The 24,991-nt window shown below is 60.2% G+C and carries 24 protein-coding genes; 12 read left to right on the forward strand and 12 right to left on the reverse strand.

The window, feature by feature from the left end; translation table 11 throughout:
- Positions 1 to 98 precede the first annotated feature (98 nt).
- From MK6180000_RS02650 to MK6180000_RS02680, 7 genes are all read right to left on the reverse strand, one after another.
- A complete protein-coding gene (locus MK6180000_RS02650) occupies positions 99 to 1,307 on the reverse strand; it encodes a cation:proton antiporter domain-containing protein (protein WP_212751867.1) in 1,209 nt (402 codons plus the stop codon).
- Between the two features lie 41 nt (positions 1,308 to 1,348).
- Positions 1,349 to 2,107: a flavodoxin family protein gene (locus tag MK6180000_RS02655; RefSeq protein ID WP_138933321.1), complete on the reverse strand. Its 759-nt coding sequence runs from the start codon at positions 2,105 to 2,107 to the stop codon at positions 1,349 to 1,351.
- Positions 2,108 to 2,165: 58 nt separating this feature from the next.
- Positions 2,166 to 2,591 carry a DUF6789 family protein gene (locus MK6180000_RS02660; protein WP_138933322.1) on the reverse strand — a complete coding sequence of 142 codons (426 nt, stop codon included), beginning with the start codon at positions 2,589 to 2,591 and terminating at the stop codon, positions 2,166 to 2,168.
- 495 nt (positions 2,592 to 3,086) lie between these two features.
- Positions 3,087 to 4,706, reverse strand: a complete 1,620-nt coding sequence (locus tag MK6180000_RS02665) for an acetolactate synthase large subunit (protein ID WP_246040405.1) — start codon at positions 4,704 to 4,706, stop codon at positions 3,087 to 3,089.
- Entirely contained in the window at positions 4,696 to 6,219 is a 1,524-nt protein-coding gene (locus MK6180000_RS02670) for an FMN-binding glutamate synthase family protein (RefSeq protein WP_212751868.1), read from the reverse strand. The genes MK6180000_RS02665 and MK6180000_RS02670 overlap by 11 nt, the downstream gene beginning before the upstream one ends.
- Before the next feature lie 275 nt (positions 6,220 to 6,494).
- Positions 6,495 to 7,811, reverse strand: a complete 1,317-nt coding sequence (locus MK6180000_RS02675) for an esterase/lipase family protein (protein ID WP_138933324.1) — start codon at positions 7,809 to 7,811, stop codon at positions 6,495 to 6,497.
- A 306-nt stretch (positions 7,812 to 8,117) separates the two neighbouring features.
- Positions 8,118 to 9,347: an MFS transporter gene (locus MK6180000_RS02680; protein WP_138933325.1), complete on the reverse strand. Its 1,230-nt coding sequence runs from the start codon at positions 9,345 to 9,347 to the stop codon at positions 8,118 to 8,120.
- 792 nt (positions 9,348 to 10,139) lie between these two features.
- Between MK6180000_RS02680 and dusA the strand changes: the two genes are divergently transcribed.
- The 4 genes from dusA to MK6180000_RS02700 all read left to right on the forward strand — a co-directional run bounded on the left by dusA (position 10,140) and on the right by MK6180000_RS02700 (position 13,298).
- Positions 10,140 to 11,138: a tRNA dihydrouridine(20/20a) synthase DusA gene (gene dusA, locus MK6180000_RS02685; protein ID WP_138933326.1), complete on the forward strand. Its 999-nt coding sequence runs from the start codon at positions 10,140 to 10,142 to the stop codon at positions 11,136 to 11,138.
- A 69-nt stretch (positions 11,139 to 11,207) separates the two neighbouring features.
- Positions 11,208 to 12,032 (forward strand): sulfite exporter TauE/SafE family protein, encoded by an 825-nt coding sequence (locus tag MK6180000_RS02690; RefSeq protein ID WP_138933327.1) that lies wholly within the window; start codon positions 11,208 to 11,210, stop codon positions 12,030 to 12,032.
- On the forward strand, positions 12,026 to 12,814 hold the full coding sequence (locus MK6180000_RS02695; RefSeq protein ID WP_138933328.1) for a hypothetical protein: 789 nt from the start codon (positions 12,026 to 12,028) through the stop codon (positions 12,812 to 12,814). Before MK6180000_RS02690 ends, MK6180000_RS02695 begins: the two co-directional genes overlap by 7 nt.
- An 88-nt stretch (positions 12,815 to 12,902) precedes the next feature.
- On the forward strand, positions 12,903 to 13,298 hold the full coding sequence (locus MK6180000_RS02700; RefSeq protein ID WP_171054509.1) for an MliC family protein: 396 nt from the start codon (positions 12,903 to 12,905) through the stop codon (positions 13,296 to 13,298).
- Between the two features lie 24 nt (positions 13,299 to 13,322).
- Here MK6180000_RS02700 and MK6180000_RS02705 read toward each other — a convergent pair whose 3' ends face one another.
- From MK6180000_RS02705 to ccmI, 3 genes are read right to left on the reverse strand one after another with little or no spacing between them, the layout of a single operon-like run.
- Entirely contained in the window at positions 13,323 to 13,595 is a 273-nt protein-coding gene (locus MK6180000_RS02705; RefSeq protein WP_246040406.1) for a DUF1289 domain-containing protein, read from the reverse strand.
- Positions 13,592 to 14,068: a Holliday junction resolvase RuvX gene (gene ruvX, locus MK6180000_RS02710; RefSeq protein WP_138933330.1), complete on the reverse strand. Its 477-nt coding sequence runs from the start codon at positions 14,066 to 14,068 to the stop codon at positions 13,592 to 13,594. Before ruvX ends, MK6180000_RS02705 begins: the two co-directional genes overlap by 4 nt.
- Positions 14,065 to 15,315 carry a c-type cytochrome biogenesis protein CcmI gene (ccmI, locus tag MK6180000_RS02715; RefSeq protein WP_138933331.1) on the reverse strand — a complete coding sequence of 417 codons (1,251 nt, stop codon included), beginning with the start codon at positions 15,313 to 15,315 and terminating at the stop codon, positions 14,065 to 14,067. Before ccmI ends, ruvX begins: the two co-directional genes overlap by 4 nt.
- Before the next feature lie 225 nt (positions 15,316 to 15,540).
- On the opposite strand from ccmI, the gene MK6180000_RS02720 reads away from it, so the two are divergent.
- The 5 genes from MK6180000_RS02720 to MK6180000_RS02740 all read left to right on the forward strand — a co-directional run bounded on the left by MK6180000_RS02720 (position 15,541) and on the right by MK6180000_RS02740 (position 21,129).
- Positions 15,541 to 16,785 carry a sarcosine oxidase subunit beta family protein gene (locus tag MK6180000_RS02720; RefSeq protein ID WP_138933332.1) on the forward strand — a complete coding sequence of 415 codons (1,245 nt, stop codon included), beginning with the start codon at positions 15,541 to 15,543 and terminating at the stop codon, positions 16,783 to 16,785.
- Between the two features lie 64 nt (positions 16,786 to 16,849).
- Positions 16,850 to 17,047, forward strand: coding sequence for a hypothetical protein (locus MK6180000_RS02725; protein WP_138933333.1), 198 nt, complete (start codon positions 16,850 to 16,852; stop codon positions 17,045 to 17,047).
- Between the two features lie 105 nt (positions 17,048 to 17,152).
- Positions 17,153 to 17,482, forward strand: coding sequence for a sarcosine oxidase subunit delta (locus tag MK6180000_RS02730; protein ID WP_138933334.1), 330 nt, complete (start codon positions 17,153 to 17,155; stop codon positions 17,480 to 17,482).
- Between the two features lie 61 nt (positions 17,483 to 17,543).
- Entirely contained in the window at positions 17,544 to 20,558 is a 3,015-nt protein-coding gene (locus tag MK6180000_RS02735) for a sarcosine oxidase subunit alpha family protein (RefSeq protein WP_138933335.1), read from the forward strand.
- Complete coding sequence (locus tag MK6180000_RS02740) at positions 20,551 to 21,129, forward strand: sarcosine oxidase subunit gamma (RefSeq protein ID WP_138933336.1); 579 nt, start codon at positions 20,551 to 20,553, stop codon at positions 21,127 to 21,129. The genes MK6180000_RS02735 and MK6180000_RS02740 overlap by 8 nt, the downstream gene beginning before the upstream one ends.
- A gap of 70 nt (positions 21,130 to 21,199) precedes the next feature.
- On the opposite strand, the gene MK6180000_RS20550 is transcribed toward MK6180000_RS02740, so the two are convergent.
- Entirely contained in the window at positions 21,200 to 21,964 is a 765-nt protein-coding gene (locus MK6180000_RS20550) for a CHRD domain-containing protein (protein ID WP_246040407.1), read from the reverse strand.
- 323 nt (positions 21,965 to 22,287) lie between these two features.
- On the opposite strand from MK6180000_RS20550, the gene MK6180000_RS02750 reads away from it, so the two are divergent.
- The 3 genes from MK6180000_RS02750 to rarD all read left to right on the forward strand — a co-directional run bounded on the left by MK6180000_RS02750 (position 22,288) and on the right by rarD (position 24,480).
- Positions 22,288 to 22,887, forward strand: a complete 600-nt coding sequence (locus MK6180000_RS02750) for a superoxide dismutase (protein WP_138933337.1) — start codon at positions 22,288 to 22,290, stop codon at positions 22,885 to 22,887.
- A 128-nt stretch (positions 22,888 to 23,015) separates the two neighbouring features.
- Positions 23,016 to 23,471 (forward strand): baeRF12 domain-containing protein, encoded by a 456-nt coding sequence (locus MK6180000_RS02755; protein WP_138933338.1) that lies wholly within the window; start codon positions 23,016 to 23,018, stop codon positions 23,469 to 23,471.
- Positions 23,472 to 23,562: 91 nt separating this feature from the next.
- Positions 23,563 to 24,480 carry an EamA family transporter RarD gene (gene rarD, locus MK6180000_RS02760; protein ID WP_138933339.1) on the forward strand — a complete coding sequence of 306 codons (918 nt, stop codon included), beginning with the start codon at positions 23,563 to 23,565 and terminating at the stop codon, positions 24,478 to 24,480.
- Here the strand turns inward: rarD and MK6180000_RS02765 are convergent.
- Complete coding sequence (locus MK6180000_RS02765; protein WP_138933340.1) at positions 24,399 to 24,971, reverse strand: LOG family protein; 573 nt, start codon at positions 24,969 to 24,971, stop codon at positions 24,399 to 24,401. The two genes, rarD and MK6180000_RS02765, sit on opposite strands and share 82 nt — an antisense overlap.
- Between the last annotated feature and the right edge of the window lie 20 nt (positions 24,972 to 24,991).

Below are 24,991 nucleotides of genomic sequence, written 5' to 3' on the forward strand. Positions count from 1 at the left end.
CTGCCGAAATCGCGCTGGGCGCGCGCGGGGCCATGCGCGGGAATAATTGAGAAACCTTTGGGATGGATCAGGGCGCTGACTCTCCGGCCTCAACCGCGTCAGCGCGCTGATCGCCCGCGCCCGGATATTTGGGCAGCAAAGGCCTTGGCCAGTGGTACCGCTGTCACACCGTGCAGCAATGCGCTGATCCAAACTGTGTTGATCGCAACATGCAGGACGAATTCCCCAAGTTCGGGGGCCAGCTGCTCAGCGACCAGCAAGGCAAAGAGCGCGGTTGCTAACCCACGCGGGCCAAACCAGCCGATGAATAATCGGGAGGAGGGGCTAGCATCCGAGCCGATGAGAGAGATCCAGATGGCCAGTGGCCGGACGACCGAAAGGCTGAGAGCAATTGCTGCCGCCATCGGTATGTCGAGGCTCGCGACCGCCTCGGGCACGAGCAAAGCGCCGATGACAAAGAAGGCAGACCATGAAAGTAGCTGGCCCTCGCTTTCGGTAAAGTCGAAGACGAACTGGCAACGGTCACGAACGATACAAGCAAACCCGACACCCGCCGCAAAGGCGGCTATGAACCCGTTGCCACCAGCGGCAGTCGCCGCAAAATAAGCTGCAGCGGCGAGGGACAATGTGGCGATCCCCTCATAGAGGGGCGATGTCAGGGCGCGGTTCTGCGCCATGAGCAATCCGGCCCCGCCCAGCACGCCCAGTCCGGCGCCGACCAGTGGACCAAGCGTGACCTGGAGAAGCGTATAGAGCACCCAGCCGCCCGCAGGCGCCGCCGCATCCGGGGCGATAAGGGCCGCCAACATCAGGATCACCGGCAGTGCGATACCGTCATTCAGACCGCTTTCGATCGTAATCGCGCGGCGGTGGCGTTCTGGAACGTCCTCGTTTGTCACAACGGGCTGACCCAGTGCGGCATCGGTCGGAACGAGGATTGCGCCGATCAATGCGGCGACGGCCAGCGGCCAAGCGGGAAAGAGCAGCCAGCAGATTATAGTGCCGCCCAGAAAGGCCAGCGGCATTCCAAGAAGGAGGGTGCGCAAAGGCCAGCGATGACGCTTGAGAAGGCTCTGGATGTCGATGCGGGCGGCATCCAGAAAAAGCAGAATGACAAGCGAGATCTCGGCGAGGACATGCAAGTGATCTTGGGTGATCTGTTTCGGAACCAGATCACCCCATGCAAGAACAGCCCCGAACCCCAGCGCGAGCATGGGGGCCGTGACAATCGTCCGGGTGAACCAATGCCCCAAGAGACAGAACGCCATCAGGAACATGGCGATGAGCAGGAGGGAGGAATGCTCCAATCAGTGCGGCAGTGCTGTCGGCGTTCCGCGGTTCAGCAGGCTCATACCCGGTGCTCGGGGTTCTCGTAGTCGAACCGGCAGCCCGCCTTCCATGCGTTGCGGTCGTTGCCGTGATTGGGCAGGCCACCCGCGTCCTTCAGCATCCGCGCCATGTGCATCAGGTTCCATGTCATGATGGTCGCATTGCGCTGTGTGAAGTCATTGTCGAAACCAGCAGGGCCGCCTTCGATCTCATCGCCGTAGGATGGACCCGGACCCGCCTCTCCGATCCATCCACAATCGGCCTGCGGCGGAATCGTATAGCCCAAGTGCCCGAGCGCGTAGAGGATTGTCATCGCGCAATGCTTGATCCCGTCCTCGTTGCCGGTGATGACCGCACCGCCGGTCTTGCCGTAAAAGACGCTTTGGCCCTTGTCGTTCAGCAGCCCCGACATACCGTAGAGCCGCTCGATCACAACGCGACAGATTGAGCTTTCCTCACCCAGCCAGATCGGCGTTCCGATGATCAGAATGTCGGCGGCAGCGACCTTTTCCCAAAGTGCGGGCCAATCGTCCCGGTCCCAACCATGCTCGGTCATATCCGGCTGAACGCCATAGGCGATCTGGTGGGAGGCCGCGTGGATATGCTCCACGCTGACCCCGTTGCGCGACATGATCTCGCCTGCGACAGAAAGCAGCAGTTTGGTGTGCGACTTCCCTTCTTCCCTTTTCAGACTGGTGTTGAAAATGACAGCCTTAAGATCCGAAAAGTCGGTCTGGTTGTCGTCGCACAGCTTTGACTGGGTCTCATTCAAGGTCATGGTAGGGGTACTCCTTTAACGTAATGTCGGTGGGCGTGACTGGCCGCGCTTCGGCGGGCTACGCTGTTGCGGGCATGGCGGCGTAGACTTTCCCAAGGACGGCCCCGAAAATGATATGCAACACCAGCGTCATGACCGGCGCCATCACCCCGAAATTCATGCCAAAGAAGCCCGCGCCCGCCATTGGCATGACCACGATCATCATGCCCAGCCACGCGGCAATGCCGAATACAATACCCTTCATAACGGCGCTGCTGCCGGGGATCATATCATAGAGCACGGCGAAACCACCGCCCCATGCCAGCGTTCCGATCATGAAATGGACGATCCAGCCCACAATAATCGAGGCACCCATCATTGTGGCGATCATCGCTGCCACATCAAGCTCGGGCATCACGCCCATCATGCCCTTGATCACCATCAGCACAGACAGCACAACGGTTGCTGCGAAACCGGCCACAAAGCCATTCTTGAGATTTGTCATTTTTTAAGTCCTATAAATTTGCCGGAGGCATGTCAGCCTCTGGACTGTTTCCTGTTTTCAAACACGTCAAGGATGCTGTCGATCTGGGTATCGACCGTTTTGTCCTCTACTCCCGCGCCGGTACTGCGACCTTCGCAGCGATCAGGCCTTGCGTTATGCGCATCTGTTTCATGAACCGCGCACAGCCATTGCACATCGACATATGCAGGCGAACCCGCAGTTTTCGGGCATGCCTGACACATAATCCAAAAGCGCATCAGATTTTTCAGCACTCTGGTGGCAGGCCGAAATTGGTTTAAAAAATTGTAGCATCGTGAGAGTACAACCATCCGTCTGGTGTTTCGTTGCAAAGGTTTCTGAAATTGTTCTGATAATCGTGAGATAGCAGCAGAGCCCTTTCGTATAGCGGGCGGCAGGATGGACGCGCATCCTCGCGTTCTCATCAAGACGTATGGCAGGTTTGACTTCCGCAGCATTGACGGCGCCACCGACAGTTCACTCAGCAAGATCGTAGCGGATCGGGGCATCGATCAGGTGAACGCCGCCCGTTGAGAAACACGCTTCGATCAGCGGTGCCAGAGCGTCAGCGGATTTGATACGGTGGCCCTTGGCACCATGTGCTTGGGCATAAGCGACAAAGTCCGGGTTGCCGAAATTCAAGCCCCAGTCGGGGTGTCCCGCTTCGGCCTGCTTGACCCGGATCATGCCATAGCTCGCGTCGTCAAGCACCAGCACCACAAGGTTCAGCCGTAGCCGCACCGCGGTTTCCAATTCTTGACCGTTCATCAAAAAGCCGCCATCGCCGCAGATTGCCATGACGCGGCGGTCGGGATGCACCATCGCGGCGGCCATAGCCGACGGCAGGCCAGCGCCCATCGTCGCCAACGCATTGTCGAGCAATACGGTATTCGCTACGTGGGTCCGGTAGTTGGCTGCGAACCAGACTTTGTACATGCCGTTATCCAGCGCAATGATCCCGTCCTGCGGCATCGCACTGCGAACCTCGGCGACGACACGCGCGGGTGCCATTGGAAAGCGGGCCTCGCAGGCCTGGGTGGCGGCCTTTGCACGGATGTCATCGCGTACAGCGTAAAATTCGGCAAAGTCGTGCGACGCTGATCGCTCCAACCTGCCTGCCAGCGCACAGACGCTGGTGCCGATGTCGCCAACCACCTGAAGTTGCGGGAAATAAACTTCGTCTATCTCGGCCGAATTGTAGTTCAGGTGGATGACCTTCGGCCCGTCGGGCAGCATCAGGAATGGTGGCTTCTCGACCACATCATGTCCAATGTTAAGGATCACGTCAGACAGCGCGATTGCGTCATGCAGACGGTCGCCTTCGGACACAGCCGCGGTGCCGATGTACTGGTCCGCGCACCCCTCGACCACGCCCTTTCCCATCTGGGTGTTGAAGAACGGGATTCCGGTTTTGCTCACCAACGCTGACAACTCGGCGATGACGTTTTGGCGGTTGGCGCCTGCACCCACAAGGATCAGCGGATGGCAGGCATCGCGCAGAAGCATGGCCGCTTCGGCAATGGCGGCTTCTGCGCACTCCGGACGGTGCGGGGCCACCGAGGGGATTATATGAGCCCCCGCCACCATCTGCTGGGCGACGTCTTCGGGAAGCTCCAGATGGACCGCACCCGGCCGTTCCTCCAGCGCCACGCGAAAGGCGTCGCGGACAGTCGATGGAATAGCAAATCCGTCAACTATCTGCTCGGTGTGCTTGGTCAAAGGGGTCATCATTGCCACGACGTCGACGATCTGGAAACGACCCTGACGTCGCGCGCGGATCGGCTTTTGCCCGGTGATCATCAGCAGGGGGAACGCACCGAGCTGTGCATAGGCCGCGCCGGTGACGAGGTTTGTCGCCCCAGGGCCAAGCGTTGCGAGACAGACGCCAACCTTGCCGGTGAGCCGACCGTAGGTTGCGGCCATGAACGCCGCCCCTTGTTCGTGGCGGGTCAAAACGAAACGTATGGACGAGGTGCGCAGAGAGTCGAGAAAATCAATGTTCTCTTCTCCCGGCAGGCCAAAAATAAGGTCAACACCCTCGTTCTCCAGCGCGCGGACCAGCAGGTCGGACGCCTTGATTTTGCGGTCATTCGGCAATTTTCGGCTCCTGTTTCGGTGCCCGGCACTGCGGGACGTAAAGCTCGTCGAGAGGGACTGACAGCCCATTGGGCTGAACGATCCGAACGTGAAAACGTTTGAGCGCGCGCGGATGCGGCACACCGCATGAATGCGCAATCACGCCGACGGATGTCGTCAACTGCTCGACGAAATTTCTCACTCTGACGGCCTTGTCAGCCGGATCAAGACCTTTCTGAAGACGTCGGTCATGCGTAGTGATCCCGGTGGGACAAGTGTTGCGATCGCATTTCATCGCCTGAATGCAGCCCAACGCGAACATGAAGCCGCGCGCTGATACGACGAAATCTGCGCCGGCGCAAAACGCCCATGCAACTTCGGCCGGGGTGATCAGTTTGCCTGATGCGATTACCTTGATCCGGTCTTTCAATCCGTGCCGCTCAAGGATGTCGACGACCATCGGCAGAGCCTCGCGGATCGGCAAGCCAACATTGTCCATTAACGCCATTGGGGCGGCCCCGGTGCCGCCGTCGCCAGAGTCGATAGTGATGAAGTCAGGCGCGTGTTCGACACCTCGCCGAAGCACCTCCTCGCAGATCTGGCCGATCCAGCCATAGGCGCCCAACGCTGTCTTGAACCCCACTGGCTTTCCGGTGATCTCGCGCAACATTGCGATGAAATCCAAGAGTTCTGTGACATTGTCGACCTCAATGTGACGGTTGGGCGAGATCGCGTCTTTCCCTTCGGGCAGACCCCGGATGCCTGCGATCTCGGGCGTGACCTTAGCGCCGGGCAAAATGCCGCCCTTGCCGGGTTTGGCTCCCTGGCTCAGCTTGAGCTCAAACATCCGGACCTGAGGGGTCGCCGCAATTTCGCGAAGTTTATCCTTGTCAAGGCCGCCGTCCTCGGTCCGCATTCCGAACTTTGCAGTTCCGATCTGAAACACGATGTCGCAGTCGCCATCAAGGTGGTAAGGCGACAGTCCACCCTCGCCGGTATTCATCCAGCAGCCAGCCATCTTCGCGCCGCGCGACAGGGCCAAAACCGCGGGTTTGGAAATTGCGCCAAAACTCATTCCCGAAATGTTCACGATCGACCGGGCGGTGTAGGGCGCGCGCGCATACGGACCGATCACCATGTCGGGCGCGCCAGTCGCGTCCGTATCCAGCGTCGGAAATGGGCAGTTAACAAAAATCGGCGTGCTCGCTGGCGTCAAGAGCCGGGTCGATCCGAACGGCGCCTTGTCGTCTTCACCATTAGAGGCGCGGCCGACCCAATTACGTTCAGCGCGGTTGAATGGCATCTCCTCGCGATCCATCGCGAAAAAATACTGCCGAAAGAACTCGCCCAGTCGCGAAAGGATATGCCGGAAACGTCCAATGACCGGATAATTGCGCCTGATTGCATCGCGAGTCTGGCAGATGTCGAGGATGAAGAGCGCTAGGATGAACAGCAGCGCAACGCCGACGACGAAGATGAAGATGCTCGACAGATAGTCGATGGAACCCATGAACGCTTCGGAATCGACCCTCATCGTCCTGATTTCTCGATCAATCCGGAAGATGCTGGCAGACCAACGTCCTTGATCCTGCGAACGGTGGTGCGGGATGCTCGAAGTCCGGTAGATTTTTGTCTAACAAAAATAGAATTATCCTTCGTGAATTTACTTGTCTCAATCTGAACGAGCCTAGGCGACCCTGCCGCGAAATGCTGATGAATCTTGAGATTTGGTGACACGTTCGCGTGATCGCCGGGCCCTGAACGAGCCAAACCTCTCGGCACCGCCGCGTGCGAACACGGCGGTCAAACCTATTCCGTCAAGATGTTCAGAAGATTGTCGCGAAACGTTGGGTCGCGTGCAATCTCTGCGTGGGGCACGCAAAGAAAGCGAACGACACCCGGGTCGAATCCTTTGGGCCCCAATACCGATACACGCGTCACCTCGCCGTCACCGGGGGCGATCATCAGTCTGTTGTAATCTACGCCGGGTTTCGGTCTGGCGATTTCGTCCGGCGTAAGACGCACAAATTCACGCTCTCCTACGCGCTCCACCAAACAGACAGCCGGGGTCTCATAACACCCGCTGCCGATTGAGGCGATTTGGGTAGAGGAGGGTATGCCAGCCCCATCGATGGACCGATGGAATTCCTTGCCTTCGACCAGATACCGCGCAACCTGTCGCTCCAATGCAGCGAGCGCCGCCCGGCCTGAGGCGGCATCAGGTGCTGCCGTCATGACCCTGGCTCTGACTTCCGGGTCGAACACCGAAAATTTGAACCGTCGCCAGGTTTCAATATCGTAGAGATCAGATTCGAAACGTTGCCCGTCAATATCGACCATCCAGTCCCTCTGAGGATGCGGAAGTAGCGAGAAGACACCGGGGAAACGGGCAATTACTTCGGGTTGAACCTTTGTCAAACCGAACCGGGCACCCCTCAAAGCAGTTTGCAGCCCGTCGATGGATCCAAGGTTCGGCACCGCCAGCAGGACCAGACGCCGCACTGTGTCGGGCTGCTTTCCGCCGGGGTGATGCAGACCGCCGAGATAAGCCCGCGCCACTATCCCGCCGGCACTATGGGCAATCACGTCCACCTGAAGGTCTGGGTCGTTGCGCAATGTGCGGAGCCGGTCAATTGTCTCAGCAAGCGCTTGCGCAGCTTCCGTAGGGTGGCGTCGCCAGTCCCACGCTAGCAACGCGCAATCTGTCTGGCCATCCAATCTGTCCGACATCGCACATTGATAGCCGCCCGCCTGTTCGAGGGTCGAAACCAAGGATTGGTAGTAGTCTTGACCGAAGGCCTCTAAGAATAATCCGCTGGGGCGCGTGAAGTCGCGATCAGCCGAATGATCGATATCTGCGATCAGCCGTTGGGGCGTGTTGGATAACCCGCTGACCAAGCGCAGCAACGGGCCGGGCCAGATCTCGCGCCCCGTTCTAGTGTCCTCCAAACGAGATCCCATAAAGCCGGGAATGACTATGACAGGGATGCGCTCTGCTTTCCGGTTGTTACCGTAAATTCGATCCAGACTCATACGCTCCGGCCCGGCGCAGGCCGCGATCAGCAAAAGCAAAGAGATCAGAGGCAGGAAAAAGGGACGCTTCATGAAATTGTCAATGTGGCCCATGGGGCTCGTGCCATCACGGCAAGCCAGCTGTCGGTCAAGGAGCAATCCAGTTTCTTGCGTTGCATCGCCCGCTACTTTCCCTTTTTCGTTGAATTCACTCTGCCCTCAAACGGTACCAAGATCAACTGGCGGTCAGGGGAGAGCGTGAGCCCGACCGCAACCACTTCCCGGTCAACGGCGGCGCGAAAACGACCAGTTGGGAGTAATGCGGTGGGCGGGCTCGGCCTCAGACTTGAAGATGTTCATGGCTGAGGACTGCTTTCCAGAGGCGGGCGCTGTTGGTAGCGTGGTCGTCCCTCCCTCCGGTTACTCCGTCACTTCGGTACGATGTTCGATGTTTGCGACGGTTGAAGCGGAGACAAGCGTGTCTGCAAAGGCGACCTTGTCATCCTTGGCGACCGGTTTGCGCCAGCAGATACGGATTGCGGCAAATACGACAAGGGTCAGGTGCATTGTGCTGATGAACAGGAAAAGCACGTCCGCGCCAAAGCGTGACATCGCGGCTGACGCGATCAATGGTCCCGCCACCGCGCCCCCCGCGTAAAGCAGCAGCAACCCACTGGACGCCTCGATAAATCCATCGTCCTCGACGTTGTCATTCAGATGTGCGGCACAAAGCGCGTAGAGCGGCAGCGCGAACAGACCAAACACCGCTGCGCAGGGAAGAATGCCCACCTGCCAGTAGCGCGCAGCAAGGACATGGCCGGCCGCGGCGACCGCCGCGCCCATGCTTGCCAGCAGGATCACCTTGCGCCGGTCCGTGTGATCGGACAGCCAGCCAAGAGGGAGCTGACCAATCGCACCGGCAAGAACTGTCACGCTCATGAAAATCGCAACAAGTGTTACATCACCTGTCTCGCTTTGCGCGAAAACCGGGCCCAGCGTCCAGAAGGCACCGTTTGCAGCCCCAATCGCCACTGCACCAAACACCGCCACCGGCGATAATCGAAAGAGGTATCCAAGCCGCAGCTTGACAGCGCGCGCCGGTGCGGGTGCCTGGCTTTGACTGAGAGATACCGGAATTGTCGAGGCCACGAGAAGCATTGTGGCGACCGCGAATAGTGTGAAACCTTCGATGTCAGCGGTCGAGGTCAAGAGTTGCCCGATCGTTATCACGCCAAGGTTGATGACAGTGTAGATCGAAAATACCATTCCGCGGTTTTCATTGGTCGCGGCGGCATTCAGCCAGCTTTCGATAACGATATAGAGGGCCGCCAAAGCGAGCCCTGTCATGGCCCGGGTTAGCCACCAGAACACCGGAACAGTCAGCAACGATTGCGCCAGAACGGCCAAGCAGACCAGAGCAACCATCGCGGCAAAGGTTCTGATATGTCCAACCCGGCCAATCGCGTGTGGGCCAACGACCGTCCCAAAAGCAAATCCCAGAAAATAAAAGGCGCCAAGCCCGCCGAGCTGGCCCGATGAGAAGCCCTCAGCAACGCCGCGAAGAGGCAGAAGGGTCAAGAGTAGTCCGTGACCCATCAGCAAGAACGCCACACTCGCCAGCAATGCCGAGATCGACAGGATGGTTTTCATACTGGCTTCACCTTTGCGGTTCCTTCGGCGTGGTTTGGCGGGGGCGGGGCGGAAATTCTCATTGACCGCGAAAACGTTCCCCTCCGCAGCTTCAAAATTTTATTGTATGTCAGCTGCGAGGTCCAAGAAATCGGCAGGTTACTGACAAGTCCACGCTAGGGAGTCTTCGTATACGTGGCCAGACAAAGTTTTTTCGCTGTGGTTTGGGCCATGAGAAACCTCAAAGACGGGCAGTCAATTTGAGGGCTGTGCTCTGACGTTTTAGCAAATCTCGTATCAGGCCCCATCGGATCTGGCGCCATCAAGGGCCATTGCAAGCACATGAGCAATGGTGTTTCGTCGCCAGTTAATTATGAAGCCGAACAGACGACAATGAACAACGCAGGTGTCTGACAGACAAGGTGCACCTCAGGCTAGGCCCAACATCCACTTTATATCTATTATGGACGCCTGAACCGAGCACCGCTTGTACGCGGCCAACGTATTCCTGACTTGTGTGATTGATCTTTCAACCCACCTGCCGTTCTCCCATCTTCTTACAAGGCGGTCCTTAACGAGAATAAAAGTTTGTTCTGATCTGGCCAGAAATCGCGATAAAGGCTATCTCGACCAGAGCTCGGATCTGGGCGCGAAACCTACCTTCGGCGGGGCTCGAGCTCTGAGGTGAAATCTGTTACCCAACCTGCTACTGAGTAGCGGCTGGGCAACGAAAACTGCCGGAAACCTTGGGAAACCAAGGGAATCACAGGAAGTAGACCACAGCGGGAATGCCGCAGGAAGCTCTTTAACATTATGAAGGTAAACGTTAAATCAGCATCGCGGCTTTCCGTGGCACCGATGATGGATTGGACGGACCGCCATTGCCGCCATTTGCATCGGCTTCTAAGTCGGAGAACGCTTCTTTATACCGAAATGGTGACCGCGCCTGCGCTGGTGCGAGGCGGCGCGCTGCACCTGTTAGAGCATGGACCGGCCGAGCATCCGGTGGCGCTGCAACTGGGCGGATCGGACCCTGCTGAGCTGGCCGAGGCGGCCCGGCTGGGGGCGGATGCTGGATACGACGAGATCAACCTGAATGTCGGGTGCCCCAGCGACCGGGTGCAATCGGGCACGTTCGGCGCGGTGCTGATGAAATCGCCCGCTCGTGTGGCCGAGTGTTGCGCGGCGATGCGCGCCGCCACGTCCCTGCCGGTGACGGTGAAATGCCGGATTGGCGTTGATGATCAGACCCCGCGTGACGTACTGCCAGATTTCATTTCGCGCGTGTCGGAGGCGGGCGTCACGAGGCTGGCCATCCATGCCCGCATGGCATGGCTGGAAGGGCTGAGCCCCAAGGAAAATCGCGATATCCCGCCGCTGGACTATCATTTGGTGTATGAGATGAAAGCGCGCTTTCCCGCGCTGCACCTGTCTGTGAATGGCGGGGTAGATAGCCTTGAGGCGGCGCAGGCGCATCTGGATGCTGGCATGGATGGCGTGATGGTCGGGCGCGCGGCGTATCACGCGCCCGCGCAGATCCTTTGCGCCGCCGACCGGCTGATATTTGGTGAGGATACCGCCGATACCAAGCCCGAGGGCGCCGCGTACGCGATGATGGACTACGCCGAGGCTCATCTGGCCCTCGGTGGGCGCATGAATCAGATCACGCGGCATATGATGGGCCTTTTCGCTGGCCAACCCGGTGCGCGCGCATGGCGGCGGATGCTGTCGGAGGGCGCGCATTTGCCCGGCGCAGGGCCAGAGCTGATCGAGGCGGCGCTGGCCCAACTTGAAGGCGCAGAGGCGGCCTGAAATACCGTTTGCGCCCACGCGGTAAACCCGGTTTAGTCCGGCCAAATGCCCGCCAAAGGAGCCGCTGCCATGCCCGATCCATCCCTTTTTCTGGCTATGGCGGCTATGTTGCTGGCGATCGGCGCATTTGCGGGCGTGTTGGCCGGCCTCTTGGGCGTCGGCGGCGGGATCATTCTGGTGCCTTCGTTCTTTTATGCTTTCACGACGCTGGGTTATGGTGGTCCGCAGCTGATGCAGGTGTGCCTCGCAACGTCACTGGCGACAATTATTGTGACCTCTGTGCGCTCGGTTCTGTCGCACCACCGCAAGGGCGCGGTAGAGTGGTCTATCTTGCGCACATGGGCGCCGGGCATCGCCGTCGGCGCCGTGCTGGGCGTGGTCGTGGCCGCTGGGCTGCGGTCGGGCACGCTTCAGGGGATATTTGGCATCCTCGCGTTCTGCGTTGGTATCTATATGACGTTTGGGCGGGCGCATTGGCGGCTGGGCGATACCATGCCTAGCGGACTGCGCCGCGCTATAATGTCGCCCATTGTCGGGTTTTTGTCAGTGCTTATGGGCATAGGCGGGGGCAGTTTCGGCGTGCCGTTGATGAGCCTTCATGGCGTGCCGATCCACCGTGCTGTGGCGACTGCCGCTGGCTTTGGTGCTGCGATTGCCGTGCCGTCGGTCATTGGGTTCCTGATGGTGGATATCGCGCCCGAGGGCCGTCCGCCTCTGACGCTGGGCGCTGTAAATGGCCCGGCATTCCTGATCGTGATCGCCATGACGCTGCTCACTGCACCCTTGGGGGTCAAATTGGCTCATGCGCTGGACGCCAAGCCGCTGAAGCGAGCTTTCGGCATCTTTCTGACGCTGATCGCGCTCAATATGCTGCGTAAGGCGCTGGGCTGGTGACGGATCTGGCTACACGGGGCTGGGCGCGGTTCGGATATGACGCAGGGCTGGCGTCGTGGGCGGAGGCGGCCAAGGGCGCAGCACTGGCGCGGATGGCCGAGCCTGCGCACCGCGCTCAGTGGCTGCAATGCGGCGGGACGTGGTTCGTGGGCGTGGACACGTTGCCGAACGATGCGTCCGGCGATGTCGCGGGTAGTGGCCCGTTGTCCGGGCCGGGGTATGACGCCGCGCGCGACCTCTACGGTGATCTGCCACTACATTCGGGGCAGGTGTCGGTGACATGGCCCGGCTATCCTCTGCCCCGCGAGGGCGAAGGGGAGGGCGCTTTTCGCTATCGCCGACGACGGGATGCTGCGCATGTCGACGGCCTGCTCGCTGTGGGTACAGCCCGTGCGAGGATGCTGAAGGAGCGGCACGCCTATATCTTGGGTCTGCCGTTGACCCCTGCTGAAGGCGGCGCCAGCCCGCTTGTGGTGTGGGAGGGTAGTCACGAAATTATGCGCGCCGCATTCATCGACGCATTTCGCGGCATACCCCCTAAAGATTGGGGCGACGTCGACCTCACCCAGCTTTACAAGGCGACCCGGCAGGTGGTGTTTGAGCGTTGCAAGCGGGTCGCCTTGCCCGCCCAGCCGGGCGAGGCGTTGCTGGTGCACAGGCTAGCGCTGCACGGCGTTGCGCCGTGGCAGGAGGGCGCTCTTACTGGGCCAGAAGGGCGCATGATCGCATATTTTCGGCCAGAGCTTAGCGGGCTTGGCGATGAATGGCTGACGGCGCCTTAATTGCAGATTGTAGGGGATTTTATTGGCCTCTTGCCCCTTTAGAATGTTGCGCCTAATGTCCTGCGCGACACGAATTCGGAGTAACGCCATGATATCACTCAACCAAGCGGCTCTGACCGCGCTGAGACCGGCCATGATCGTTTTGGCGGTAGCCATCGGCACTGGCCCTGCTAGCGCCAATGCAATTCTGTCCGTGCCGGTGACACTGGGTCCAAAGGGCACGATTTCGACTGTGCGGCACAGCTGCTCGGACGGGACGGACCTGTCGGTGCAGTATATCAACGGCGCAGCAAACACTTTGGCCCTTATCCCGCTCAAGGGCGAGGATCTGATTTTTGTCAACGTCGTGGCAGGATCGGGCGCGCGCTATGTTTCGGGCGCGCGAACGTGGTGGACCAAAGGCGACAAGGCCACATTAAGTGATGAAACGGGCAAAGCGAAGCCGATCACGTGCGCTGCAAAGGGTGCGACGACGTTTCAGTAGCTTTCATGCGGCAGGGCTACCGGCCTAGCTGCCGCGCTTTAGCCGCGCCGCGCGTCCGCCACGCCGTTTGCGCAGCAGGCTGGCGCGGTCCGGTAGTGCGTCCATGATCGCTGAGCGTTCAATATCAGTCATCTTGGACCAGCGGGTAATCTCGTCGATGCTGCGCAGGCAACCGGTGCAGATACGCTCCTCGGGATGTACGACGCAGACGCGGATGCAGGGCGATTGCACCTCATCGCGCGTCCAGACGGGTATCTCTCCCGCGATCCCTTTTGGCCCTTCGATTCCGTCCATCATTGCGCGTTCCTCATGTGGCCCAGTCGGTCCAGCACCCCTTGCAGAATATACGACGCGGCGATGTTATCGATCACCTGTGCGCGACGTTTGCGAGACGTATCCGCCTCCAAGAGCGCCCTTTCAGCGGCGACGGTCGACAAACGCTCGTCCCAGTAGCCAATAGGCAGGTCCGTCAGGCGCGCCAGATTGCGGGCAAACGCGCGGGTGGATTGGCAGCGCGGCCCCTCGCTTCCGTCCATGTTGCGCGGCAGGCCTAGGATGATGCCGCCGATCTGTCGTTCCGCGATGATTTCCAGCAGGCGCGCGGCATCCAGCCCAAATTTGCGGCGGCGCACCGTCTCGTGCGGGCTGGCGACGGACCATAGCGCGTCCGATATCGCGACGCCGATTGTCTTGTCGCCCAGATCAAGGCCCACAAGGCCGCGCATAGGGGGCAGGGCGGCGGCGTAGTCAGCGATATCCTCGTGGATCATTCCGCATCCTCGCCGGACAGCCCTGCGCGGTCTGCCGCTTCGCGTAGCATCGCCAGCGCGTCGGGCCGGCCTTCAAATGTCGCCTGCGCCTCAACCCATATCGCCTGCGCGCGATCAGTCTGGCCCAGCACGCCCAGCGAGGCGATCAGTCGCGCCCAATCTTCGGGCGGGCCGCCCTCATCCGCGAGGCGGGCCAGCAGGCCGTCCACCATGCCGCGGATCATGTCCTGCCTGCCCTCGTCGGTCATGCCCTTAGCTGCCTCGACCTGCTCGGCGGTAGGGCCGATGCCGCTGGCAGGGGCGCGCGGCGTGTCTGGCAACGTATAATTGATACCTGCGCGCGCCGCCGCGTCTACGATCCGTTCGCGCAGGGGCGCTGTCCAGACGGCGCCGGGCGGGCTATCCTGCAAAAGTGCCTCCCACGTGCGAAAGGCAGCATCGGGCCGGTCAACCTGCGTGTAATAGACGCCAAGGTAGTAGCGCGCTTCGCTCTGGCTGGGGTCCAGCGACAAGGCCGCGCGCAGGCTGGTCTCGGCCTCTGACGACACATAACCGCCTGCCGCCGTAATCATCAAATCCGCGAGAAAGGCATGGTCGGCGGCGACGGCGTCATCGCCTTTGGCCGCGATGAGGCGTTCCTGCGCAGCGCGTGCCGCAGAAGTGTTGCCCAAACTTGCCTCGTTGCGAGCGAGCAGGGTGAGGCCGCGCACATCGTCCGGGCGCGCCTCAATGGCGGCGCGTAGCTGCGTCATGAGCTGGGCAAAATCTTCGGGCGGGGTCGCTTTCTGCTCTGGCGGGCCAAACCTCTCTTCGGCCTCGGACTGGTTTAATCGGTCCGTGCGCGCCTCGTCCGACGCGGCAAGGCGCGCGGCGCGGGGCTGATCCGTGTAGCCCGGCGCGCCCATCTCCAGATAGCCCCAGAACGCGCCACCGGCCACGACCACGACCAAAATAGCCGCAAGCGCAGCCCCGGCGCGCGGCGGTTGCCCGCCATCGACACCATGTGCCTGCACCTGCGCATCGGCGGCCAAGATGCGGCGCGATACCTCTGAACGCAGACGCCCGGCCTCGGCCTCGGTTATGATGCCGCGAGCCAGATCCTTGTCCACGTCCTTTAGCTGGATGCGATAGAACGCCAGATCATAGCTGGCCGCAGGCGCGGCACTGGCCCGCCCGCGCACAAGCGCGGCGGCGATCAGCGCGCCCGCGCCCAGTGCCAGTGCCGTGGCGACGATCCAGAATATCATGGCGGCTCTCCTGCTATTCCCGGCCCACATAACCATGCGCTGCCCTCAGCGAAAGGGCCGATGCGCGCGGCAAAGCGCCCGTAGCCCTTCCGCAGGCTTGCCGCGCATTGTCGCAAACTGCACGTTCCGCGCCGCACGGCGTATGTTGCGCGGCGTGCTTCGGGCGCATACCTTGGGCCATTCGGGCAGTCCCCCGCGAATCCATGACCAGAGTGAGAACCGCGCATGAAACGCTACTCCGCCTTTGCCGTCGCCCGTGAGGCGCTTCGCAACAACACAGGGTGGGACCGCGCCTGGGCCTCGCCCGAGCCCAAAAAGAAGTACGACATCATCATCATCGGTGCTGGCGGTCATGGCCTCGCCACCGCATACCATCTGGGCAAGAATTTCGGCATCACCAATATCGCCATCCTCGAAAAGGGGTGGCTGGGCGGCGGTAATACGGGCCGCAATACCACGATCATCCGCTCAAACTATCTGCAGGACCCGTCGGCGGCGATCTATGAGAAGTCCCGCTCTCTCTATGAGACGATGAGCCAGGATCTGAACTACAACGTCATGTTCAGCCCGCGCGGCTGCATGATGCTAGCCCAGACCCAGCACGAGGTGCGCGGGTACGAGCGGACGGCGCACGCCAATGCGCTGCAAGGCGTCAAAACCGAATTTATCGGCCCGGAGCGGGTCAAACAACTGGTGCCGATCATCAATATCGACGGTCCGCGCTATCCCGTCCTTGGTGCGCTATGGCAGGCGCGCGGGGGCACAGCGCGCCACGATGCGGTGGCTTGGGGTTATGCGCGTGCGTGTTCGGACATGGGCATGCACATCATCCAGAAATGCGAAGTGACAGGCATTGAGCAATCTGGCGGCAAGGTCACCGGCGTCAACACAAACCGGGGCATTATCGGCTGTGACAAGCTGGGCATGGTCGTCGCCGGGCACTCAGGGCATTTGGCCGACATGGCCGGCTTCCGCCTGCCGATCGAGAGCGTGGCCCTGCAAGCGCTGGTCTCCGAGCCGATCAAACCCTGCATGGACGTGGTCGTCATGGCCAACACAGTCCACGGTTACATGAGCCAATCCGACAAGGGCGAGATGGTCATCGGCGGCGGCACCGACGGGTACAACAACTACACCCAGCGCGGCGCATTTCATCATATCGAGGAAACCGTCCGCGCATTGGTCGAGACGTTCCCGATGATCGCCCGCCTGAAAATGCTGCGCCAGTGGGGCGGCATCGTCGACGTGACTGGCGACCGCTCGCCCATCCTGTCGAAAACACCGGTGGATGGCATTTTTGTCAATTGCGGCTGGGGCACTGGCGGGTTCAAGGCGATCCCCGGCTCCGGCTGGGGCTTTGCCGAGCTGATGGCCAAGGGCCATTCGCCGCTGACCGAGGCCTTTGGTCTGGACCGTTTCTACGAAGGCCGCTTTATTGACGAGTCTGTTGCAGCGGGCGTGGCGCACTGATGGGGAACTTCTTGGCACAGCACGGCGTTAGAGGGTCTAAACGCAATTTATTTGGAGCCACATTATGGCCGACCAGCAGTCAAACTCTAATTCTAACAGCTTTCTCGCCTTCGTCGTCGGCGGTCTTCTGGTCGCGGTCGTCGTTCTCGCATGGCTCTTCTATGGCGGCAACGGCGCCGACGACAGCAACGATCTCAATATCTCGATCGAAGGTCCCAGCGATTCCGCCCCGGCGGCCGAGGGTGCTGTCAGCACCGAATAACCCTTCACTGATTTCACCAATGCAATTTGGGCGGCGCATCACTGCGCGCGCCCTCTTTGTGTTGGCCGCCTGCCTGCGCGATCCCCTTACGATGGAGACTGTCCAATGCTGATCCTGACCTGCCCCTACTGCGGCGTGACTGGCGAGGAGACCGAATTCCACGGTGGCGGTGAGGCGCATCTCAAGCGCTTTGGCCCCGGCTCGTCCGAGGGCGATTTTCATGACTATCTCTTCTCCAAAGTGAACCCCAAAGGCGTCCACCTTGAGCGTTGGCGCCACAATAATGGCTGCGGAAAATGGTTTCACGCCGCTCGCGACACCGTCACGCTGGAGGTGTTCGGTACCTATCCCGCACAGACACTGGAGCCGCCGAAATACGTCAAGGACGCTATTACGGCCAAGCGGCCCGGCTGGTCGTGGAGGGAATTCGCATGATGCGTTACCTTGGTAGAAATACTCAAAACCTCATCCTAACCCTAGCTTCGGAGGCAAACGCATGAGCACACGTCTGGCAAGTGGCGGGCGCCTTGTAGACAAGGCGCGTAGAATCGATTTTACCTTCAACGGCAGGCGTTTCAAGGGCTTTGAGGGCGACACGATTGCCTCGGCGCTGCTTGCTAACGATCAAATGCTGATGGGCCGCTCGTTCAAGTATCACCGCCCGCGCGGCGTGGTCGCCTCGGGAGCAGAGGAACCAAATGGCCTCGTTGGTATGGGGACCGGTGCTGATTTCGAGCCGAACCAGCGCGTCACCACGACTGAACTGTTTGAGGGCCTGACTTGCACCTCGCAGAACCACTGGCCGTCGCTGGATTTCGACGTGGGCGCGATCAACACAAAGCTGGCCCGCTTTCTGCCTGCGGGCTTCTATTACAAGATGTTCATGTATCCTCGCGCCTTCTGGAAGCATGTGTACGAGCCAATTATCCGCAAATCTGCCGGCCTGGGTAAGGCGCCTGATCAGCGTGATAACGACACGTATGAGCATTTCTACGCCTTCTGTGATGTGCTGGTCATTGGCGGCGGCATCGCCGGCCTTCAGGCCGCGCGCACTGCGGCGGCCACAGGCGCAAAGGTCATGCTGCTAGAGCAGACAGCCCATTGGGGTGGCCGCGCACCGGTCGATGGCGGCACGGTCGCGGGCCAGCCTGTGGATAAGTTTGTGGATGAACTCGTCTCCGAGTTGTCTGCGATGGACAACGTGACCATGCGCAATCGTACCATGGGCGCTGGCGTTTATGACCACGGTTATGCGCTGGGCTACGAGCGTGTAGGCGATCATCAGCCCGGCGTGGCAGGCCCGCGCCATCGTCTGTGGCGCATTCGTGCCGCTCAGATTGTGACGGCTACAGGCGCAATTGAGCGGCCTCTCAGCTTTGCCGGGAACGATATTCCGGGCGTCATGCTGGCCTCTGCCGTGCGCGACTATGTGGTAGATTTCGGTGTATCCATTGGTGACCGCACCGTAATCGTGATCAATAACGACGATGCTTACCGCACAGCGATCACCCTTAAGGAGAACGGCCTTGACGTCCCTGCGATACTGGACGCGCGCGTACCGGGGCAGGATAGCCCGCTTATGGCACGTGCCAAGGCGCTGGGTATCCGTGTCCTGATGGGCCACGCTATTTCGTCCGTTCAGGGCGGCAAGCGCGTGACCGGCGTCAGCGTCTGCTCGCAGGCCGGCGAGGGCGCCGTGCTGGAAGAGATCGCGTGCGACGTGGTCGCGATGTCTGGTGGCTGGTCGCCTGTCGTGCACCTTTGGTCCCATTGCGGTGGCAAGCTGATCTGGGACGAGGCCTCTGCAGCCTTTCGCCCCGATGTGGACAAAGCGCCGACCGGCGCGTCGGGCGAGGCCTTTGTGACGCCCGCAGGCGCGGCTAATGGCGCGTTTGGTCTGGGCGATATTCTGGCCGATGCGACCTCCGCAGGCACCTCCGCTGCCAAGGCGGCAGGCCATACCGGCCAAGCTGTCAATGCGCCCGAGGCGGGCGCAAATGACGAGGCGCCCATGGCACCCGTCTGGATGATGCCGCATGGTGCGGGCATAGAGAAGCGTCAGAAAGCATGGCTGGATTATCAAAACGACGTCAAAGTATCGGACATTCAGCTGGCCGCGCAGGAGGGGTTCGAGTCCGTCGAACATGCCAAGCGCTATACCACATTGGGCATGGCGACAGATCAAGGAAAGTTGAGCAACATCAACGGCCTTGCGATCCTTTCTGATGCTTTGGGTCAACCTATCCCGCAGACGGGCACGACCACATTCCGCCCGCCTTATACGCCCATCTCGATGGCCTCTATCGCGGGCGAGGCGCGGGACGAGCGGTTTCAACCGATCCGCCGGACGCCCTTGTATGACTGGCACGCCGAAAACGGCGCCTATTGGGAGCCAGTCGGCCAGTGGCGGCGCCCCTATACTTACCAGCAACCGGGCGAGAGCATTGAGCAGGCCGTTAGCCGCGAGGTAAAGAATACTCGTGCCAGCCTTGGTATTCTCGACGCCTCGACGCTGGGCAAGCTGGTGGTCAAGGGCAAGGATGCGGGCAAGTTTCTCGACATGCTCTACACCAACATGATGAGCACGCTGAAGCCGGGCCGCTGCCGGTATGGCCTGATGTGCGGCGAGAACGGGTTTCTCATCGACGATGGCGTAGTTGCGCGCATCGACGACGATACATTCCTGTGCCACACCACCACAGGCGGGGCCGAGACGATCCATGGTCACATGGAGGAATGGCTGCAAACCGAATGGTGGGATTGGGACGTCTATGTCGCTAACCTGACCGAGCAATACGCCCAGATCGCAGTCGTCGGCCCACGCGCACGCGCCACGCTGGAGCGTTTGACCGGCGACGACATCAGCACCGATGCGCTGCCGTTTATGGCGTGGACTGACATCACGCTGGGCGGGATGCAGGCGCGCGTCTACCGCATCTCATTCTCGGGTGAGTTGAGCTACGAGATCGCAATCAAGGCGTCCGAGGGCCGTGCGCTTTGGGATGCGCTAATGGCGGCGGGGGCGGATGCCAACATCACGCCTTACGGCACCGAGGCGCTGCACATCATGCGGGCCGAAAAGGGCTTTATCATGATCGGGGACGAAACCGACGGCACCGTGATCCCGCAAGATCTGGGACTGAACTGGGCGATTTCCAAGAAGAAAGAAGACTACATTGGCAAGCGTGCGCAAGAGCGCAGCCATATGACCGATCCCACTAGGTGGAAGCTGGTGGGACTGGAGACGGTCGACGGCGCGGTTTTGCCTGATGGCGCGTATGCCACGGCCGAGGGCACCAACGCCAACGGCCAGCGGCAGACGCAAGGGCGGGTTACGTCGACTTATCATTCGCCAACACTTGACCGGGGCATCGCCATGGGCCTCGTCCTGAACGGGCCGGACCGGATGGGCGAGGTGCTGGAGTTTCCGCGCGTCGACGGCACGGTGATGCGTGCAAAAATCGTCGATGCGGTATTCTTTGACAAAGATGGGGAGAAGCAAAATGTCTAACACAGTCAGCGCCTTGAATGGCGCCAGTGCGCAAGGTTTTGCAACCGTCACCGACATGGGCCTGCAAGGCATGATCACCCTGCGCGGCGATCTGTCAGCGTCCAAGTTAAAGAAGGCAGTGAAGGCAGCGGCAAACGGCGAGATGCCCAAGCAGGGCCATATCAGCCTTGGCGAGACGGGTGGCACCGCATGGATGTCGCCAGACGAGCTACTGGTCATGGTCCCTTATACGGACGTGGACGCCAAGCTGGCCGCGATCGGCAATGGAATGGGGGATGCACACCATCTGGCCGTCAATGTGTCGGACGCGCGCTGCATGTTCAGCGTCAGCGGCGAGGATGCGCGGGTTCGCGAGGCATTGGCCAAGCTGATGCCGGTGGATATGTCGCCGGAGGCCTTCAAGGTAGGCCAATTCCGCCGCTCGCGCATGGCGCAGGTGCCTGCCGCAATCTGGATGATCGGTGATGGAGAGGCGCGCGTCGTCTGCTTCCGCTCGGTCGCGCAATATGTGTTTGACCTGCTGAAGGGCGCAACCGCGCCGGGCAGCGAAGTGCGCTACTACGCGGATTGAGCCTTCGCGCCCAGCCCGCAACATTATTGCCCTGCCCGGAAACCGGACAGGGCCACGAGCCTCGATGGCCCTAGACTAGGGCAGAAGATGTTCTGCTCTTCCGCCTTCTACTCATGGCGGCCAGCCCGCCCAGGCCGGTCAGCAAAAGCCATCCGGCTGCCGGAAGGGGGACGGGGCTAATGGTGCCCGCCAGCACCGGCAATGCGGCGTTGTAGTTTCTCGCCGCCGGGATCGGGTTGCCAAAGACGTCCTGATCGATTCCCCCGCCCAGACCGGGAAGTTCGTTGATCGGCGCGAAATTCGTGAAAGCGCCGTGAATGACGATCTCGCGATCCTTCAGGTTAAGCAGATCCACTATCCCAAAAGACCCGGCATAGATGGCCGAACTCAGCAGATCGTAAGTGAACGAAAAGTCGATCATTCCCCCAGGAGCGGTAGGAAATCCGCTCAGTCCGGGCTGGTTGATATCGGTCAGGGGCAAGATAATCGGGCCATAGGTCGCCGCCCCTTCGCCGAGTTCGATGAAACCGTCACCATCGGTATCTTGGGCGGCGGTTGGTGTGATCGAATTCCCATTCGTGCCATCTGGATTTTTAAGTCCGTGGATGTGCTGCACGTGCGGTACGTTAGGATCAAGTCCCGCGGCCTGCACGCGCACGAAGAGTGTATTCGTGACATCATTGAGGCGCAGGTCGACCTGACCGCTTGCCCCAAAATTGTTGATATCTTTCAGTACCGCCCGGTAGTTCGTCGTCGTCGCGGCGGCAGATGTCGCAAGACATGCTCCAACTGCCGCGCCAACGGCGCCAAGGCATAGTTTTCGCAAGATAAACATTCAAGTTCCTCCCATTTGGTTGCCCGCCGGATACACCGCCGGTCAAGCAGACACGTATCAGCGGAAAAGATGGTTTCAGGGCCGCGAAGTTTTTTCGATTTGCCAGATAACAATCGACGTTCTTTAAATTGGGCGCTGGTTGGCGCCCCCGGCAATAGGGCAAGTAGGCGCACAATCATGACGGCGCCCCTGTGCACTTCGCTATCTGGAAATCGATTGAAGGCGCGGAAGGCAGCCGGAACTATCCAGCTCCCCTTGACGTTCCACCTCTAAGGCTACCAACTAGGGGCCATAGATATTTTCATTTTAGAGGGGGCAAACCCATGCCATTCGAACTTCCCGATCTTCCCTATGCTCACGACGCTCTGGCCGGAAACGGTATGAGCAAAGAGACGCTGGAGTATCACCACGACATTCACCACAACGCCTATGTTACCAACGGCAATAAGGCGATTGAGGGTACTGAGTGGGCGAATAAATCGCTGGAAGAGATCATCGCCGGTACGTATGACCCCCACGCGGTCGCGCAGTCCGGTATCTTTAACAACATCAGCCAGTTGTGGAACCACAATCAGTTTTGGGAAATGATGAGCCCCGGCAAAACTGCGATGCCTTCCGAAGTCGAAAAAGCGCTGAAGGACAACTTCGGCAGCGTTGACGACTTCAAGAAGGAATTTGCCGCCGCAGGTGCGGGCCAGTTCGGTTCGGGCTGGGCGTGGTTGGTCAGGGCCAAGGATGGCAGTCTCAAGATCACCAAGACCGAAAACGGCGTGAACCCCGTTTGCTTTGGCCAGACTGCTTTGCTGGGCTGTGACGTGTGGGAGCATTCCTATTACATCGACTTCCGCAACAAACGCCCTGCGTATCTGGACAACTTCCTGAATTCATTGGTGAATTGGGAAAACGTCGCCAGCCGTATGTAATCACGCATTGCGCTACAAATTTGGCCCCCGGTAGATTGGTCTGCCGGGGGCTTTTTCTTGTGCGGGCGGAACCGGCCCCGCGCACAAGCCGTTTTACCCTGTGACTTAACTTCAGAAGGAGACCTGCGATGATCGAGCTAAGAACAGGGACATGGGTGCTGATTTGTAACGGTGAAAAGGCGTTGTTTCTGCGCAATGACGGCGACGCAGATGCACCCGATCTGAATGTTGTCCGCATCGACGAGCAGGATAATCCCAAAGACATAGATCAGTCGGCCAACCGTCCGGGCCGGATGCAGGGTAGCCCGAGTGGGCACAAATCTGCGTTCGATGATACCGACTGGCACGAACTGGCCAAGGAACGCTTTGCTTCGGACCTTGCTGATCGCCTCTATAAACAGGCACATAGCGGTGCATTTGACCGCATCGTCATCGTCGCGGCGGCCAAGACACTGGGCGCCTTGCGCTCGGAGTTGCATCAGGAGGTCACGGCCAAGGTTATCGCTGAGATCGACAAGGACCTGACCAATCATCCACTCGATGAGGTGGAAAAACGGGTCAAAGCCGACCTTGCCGATATGTAGGCCGCACATGCACGCGCCTCTGCCTTCCTAATGCCGCCCCCCTCCGATAAGCAGCGACAATAGGTAACGCTTATCGCGGGGGCGCAATCGAATGACTGATGAGGTGAAGGGCGTCCTCGCCATGATCGGTGCCTGTATGATTTGGGGCTTATCGGGGATTTACTACAAGCTGCTGGACGCGGTGCCGCCGTTCGAGATCTTGTGCCACCGCACAATCTGGGGCTTTATCTTTTTCCTCTGCGTGCTGAAATACCAAGGTCGGCTGCGGGTTCTGCCATCTGCTGTGTCCACCCCGCGTGCGTTCATGATTGTCGCATTCTCAGCCTTTATCGTCTCGGTCAATTGGTTCGTTTTCATCGGGTCCATCCACGCTGGCCATGCGACGGAGGCGGCGCTTGGATACTACATCTTTCCGCTGGCTGCTGTCCTCTTGGGCGCAATGTTTTACGGCGAACGACTGGGTACCATGCAGCTTGTGTCGGTTGGTCTGGCGGCGGTGGCTGTCGTCGTTCTGTCGGTCGGCCTTCAGGTAGGGCCTTGGGTGGCACTGGTCTTGGCGCTGACCTTTGCCCTCTACGGCGCACTCAAAAAGAGCATGATCACCGGCCCAGTCCTTTCAGTGACGGCTGAGCTGGCGATGATGGCACCCTTCGCGATTGCATGGCTTGCGATGACGCACCTGCGCGGTGACGGCCACTTTGGCGCGGATTTTGTGACCAGTTTGATGCTGGCCTTTGCCGGGATAATGACGGCGATCCCGCTGATCTTGTTCTCATACGCAACGCGCCGCGTGTCCTTGGCGACTATCGGATTGGTTCAATACCTCAATCCGACGCTTCAGTTTTTGGTCGCAACACTGATTTTTCGCGAGGTTTTCACAATGTGGCACGCCATCGCCTTTGGTCTGATCTGGACGGCGTTAGCGCTTTATACTGCCGCGTCTTTGCGCCGGGGCAGTGCCGCGCGCAAGGCGGCGAGGGCTGCTGGCACATCTGGCACCGTTATATAAGCCTCCGCCAGATCGGCCCCGGCAAACCCCTCGGCCTCGATATGGCGCAGTAGCTCCAACAGAGGCTGCCAATAACCACCCTCGTTTATGATAACGACAGGCTTGGTGTGATGTCCCAACTGGCGCCACGTCAGGACCTCAAACAGCTCGTCCAGCGATCCGGCGCCGCCCGGCAGTAGCGCGATCGCATCCGAATTCATGAACATGACCTTCTTACGTTCGTGCATCGTTTCGGTCACGATGCGCGCGTGGGAAGGGTCGGCGATAGCCTCGCGCCCGACCAGATGCTGCGGGATGACGCCCAGCAGATCGCCGCCTGCCTGCAACGCGGCCTGTGCGCAGCGGCCCATCAGCCCCACGTCGCCTGCGCCATAGACCAGACGCCACCCCTCGCGTGCCAGTCCGGCCCCCAGCGCATCGGCAGCGGCGCCGTAGGCTGAGCGCGTGCCCTCGCGTGCGCCGCAAAAGACACATATCGATAGGGTGGTCATGGCAGTGTCGCCTTTTCGGA

It is taken from the genome of Roseovarius arcticus (genome assembly GCF_006125015.1).
GTDB classification, from domain to species: Bacteria; Pseudomonadota; Alphaproteobacteria; order Rhodobacterales; family Rhodobacteraceae; genus Roseovarius; species Roseovarius arcticus.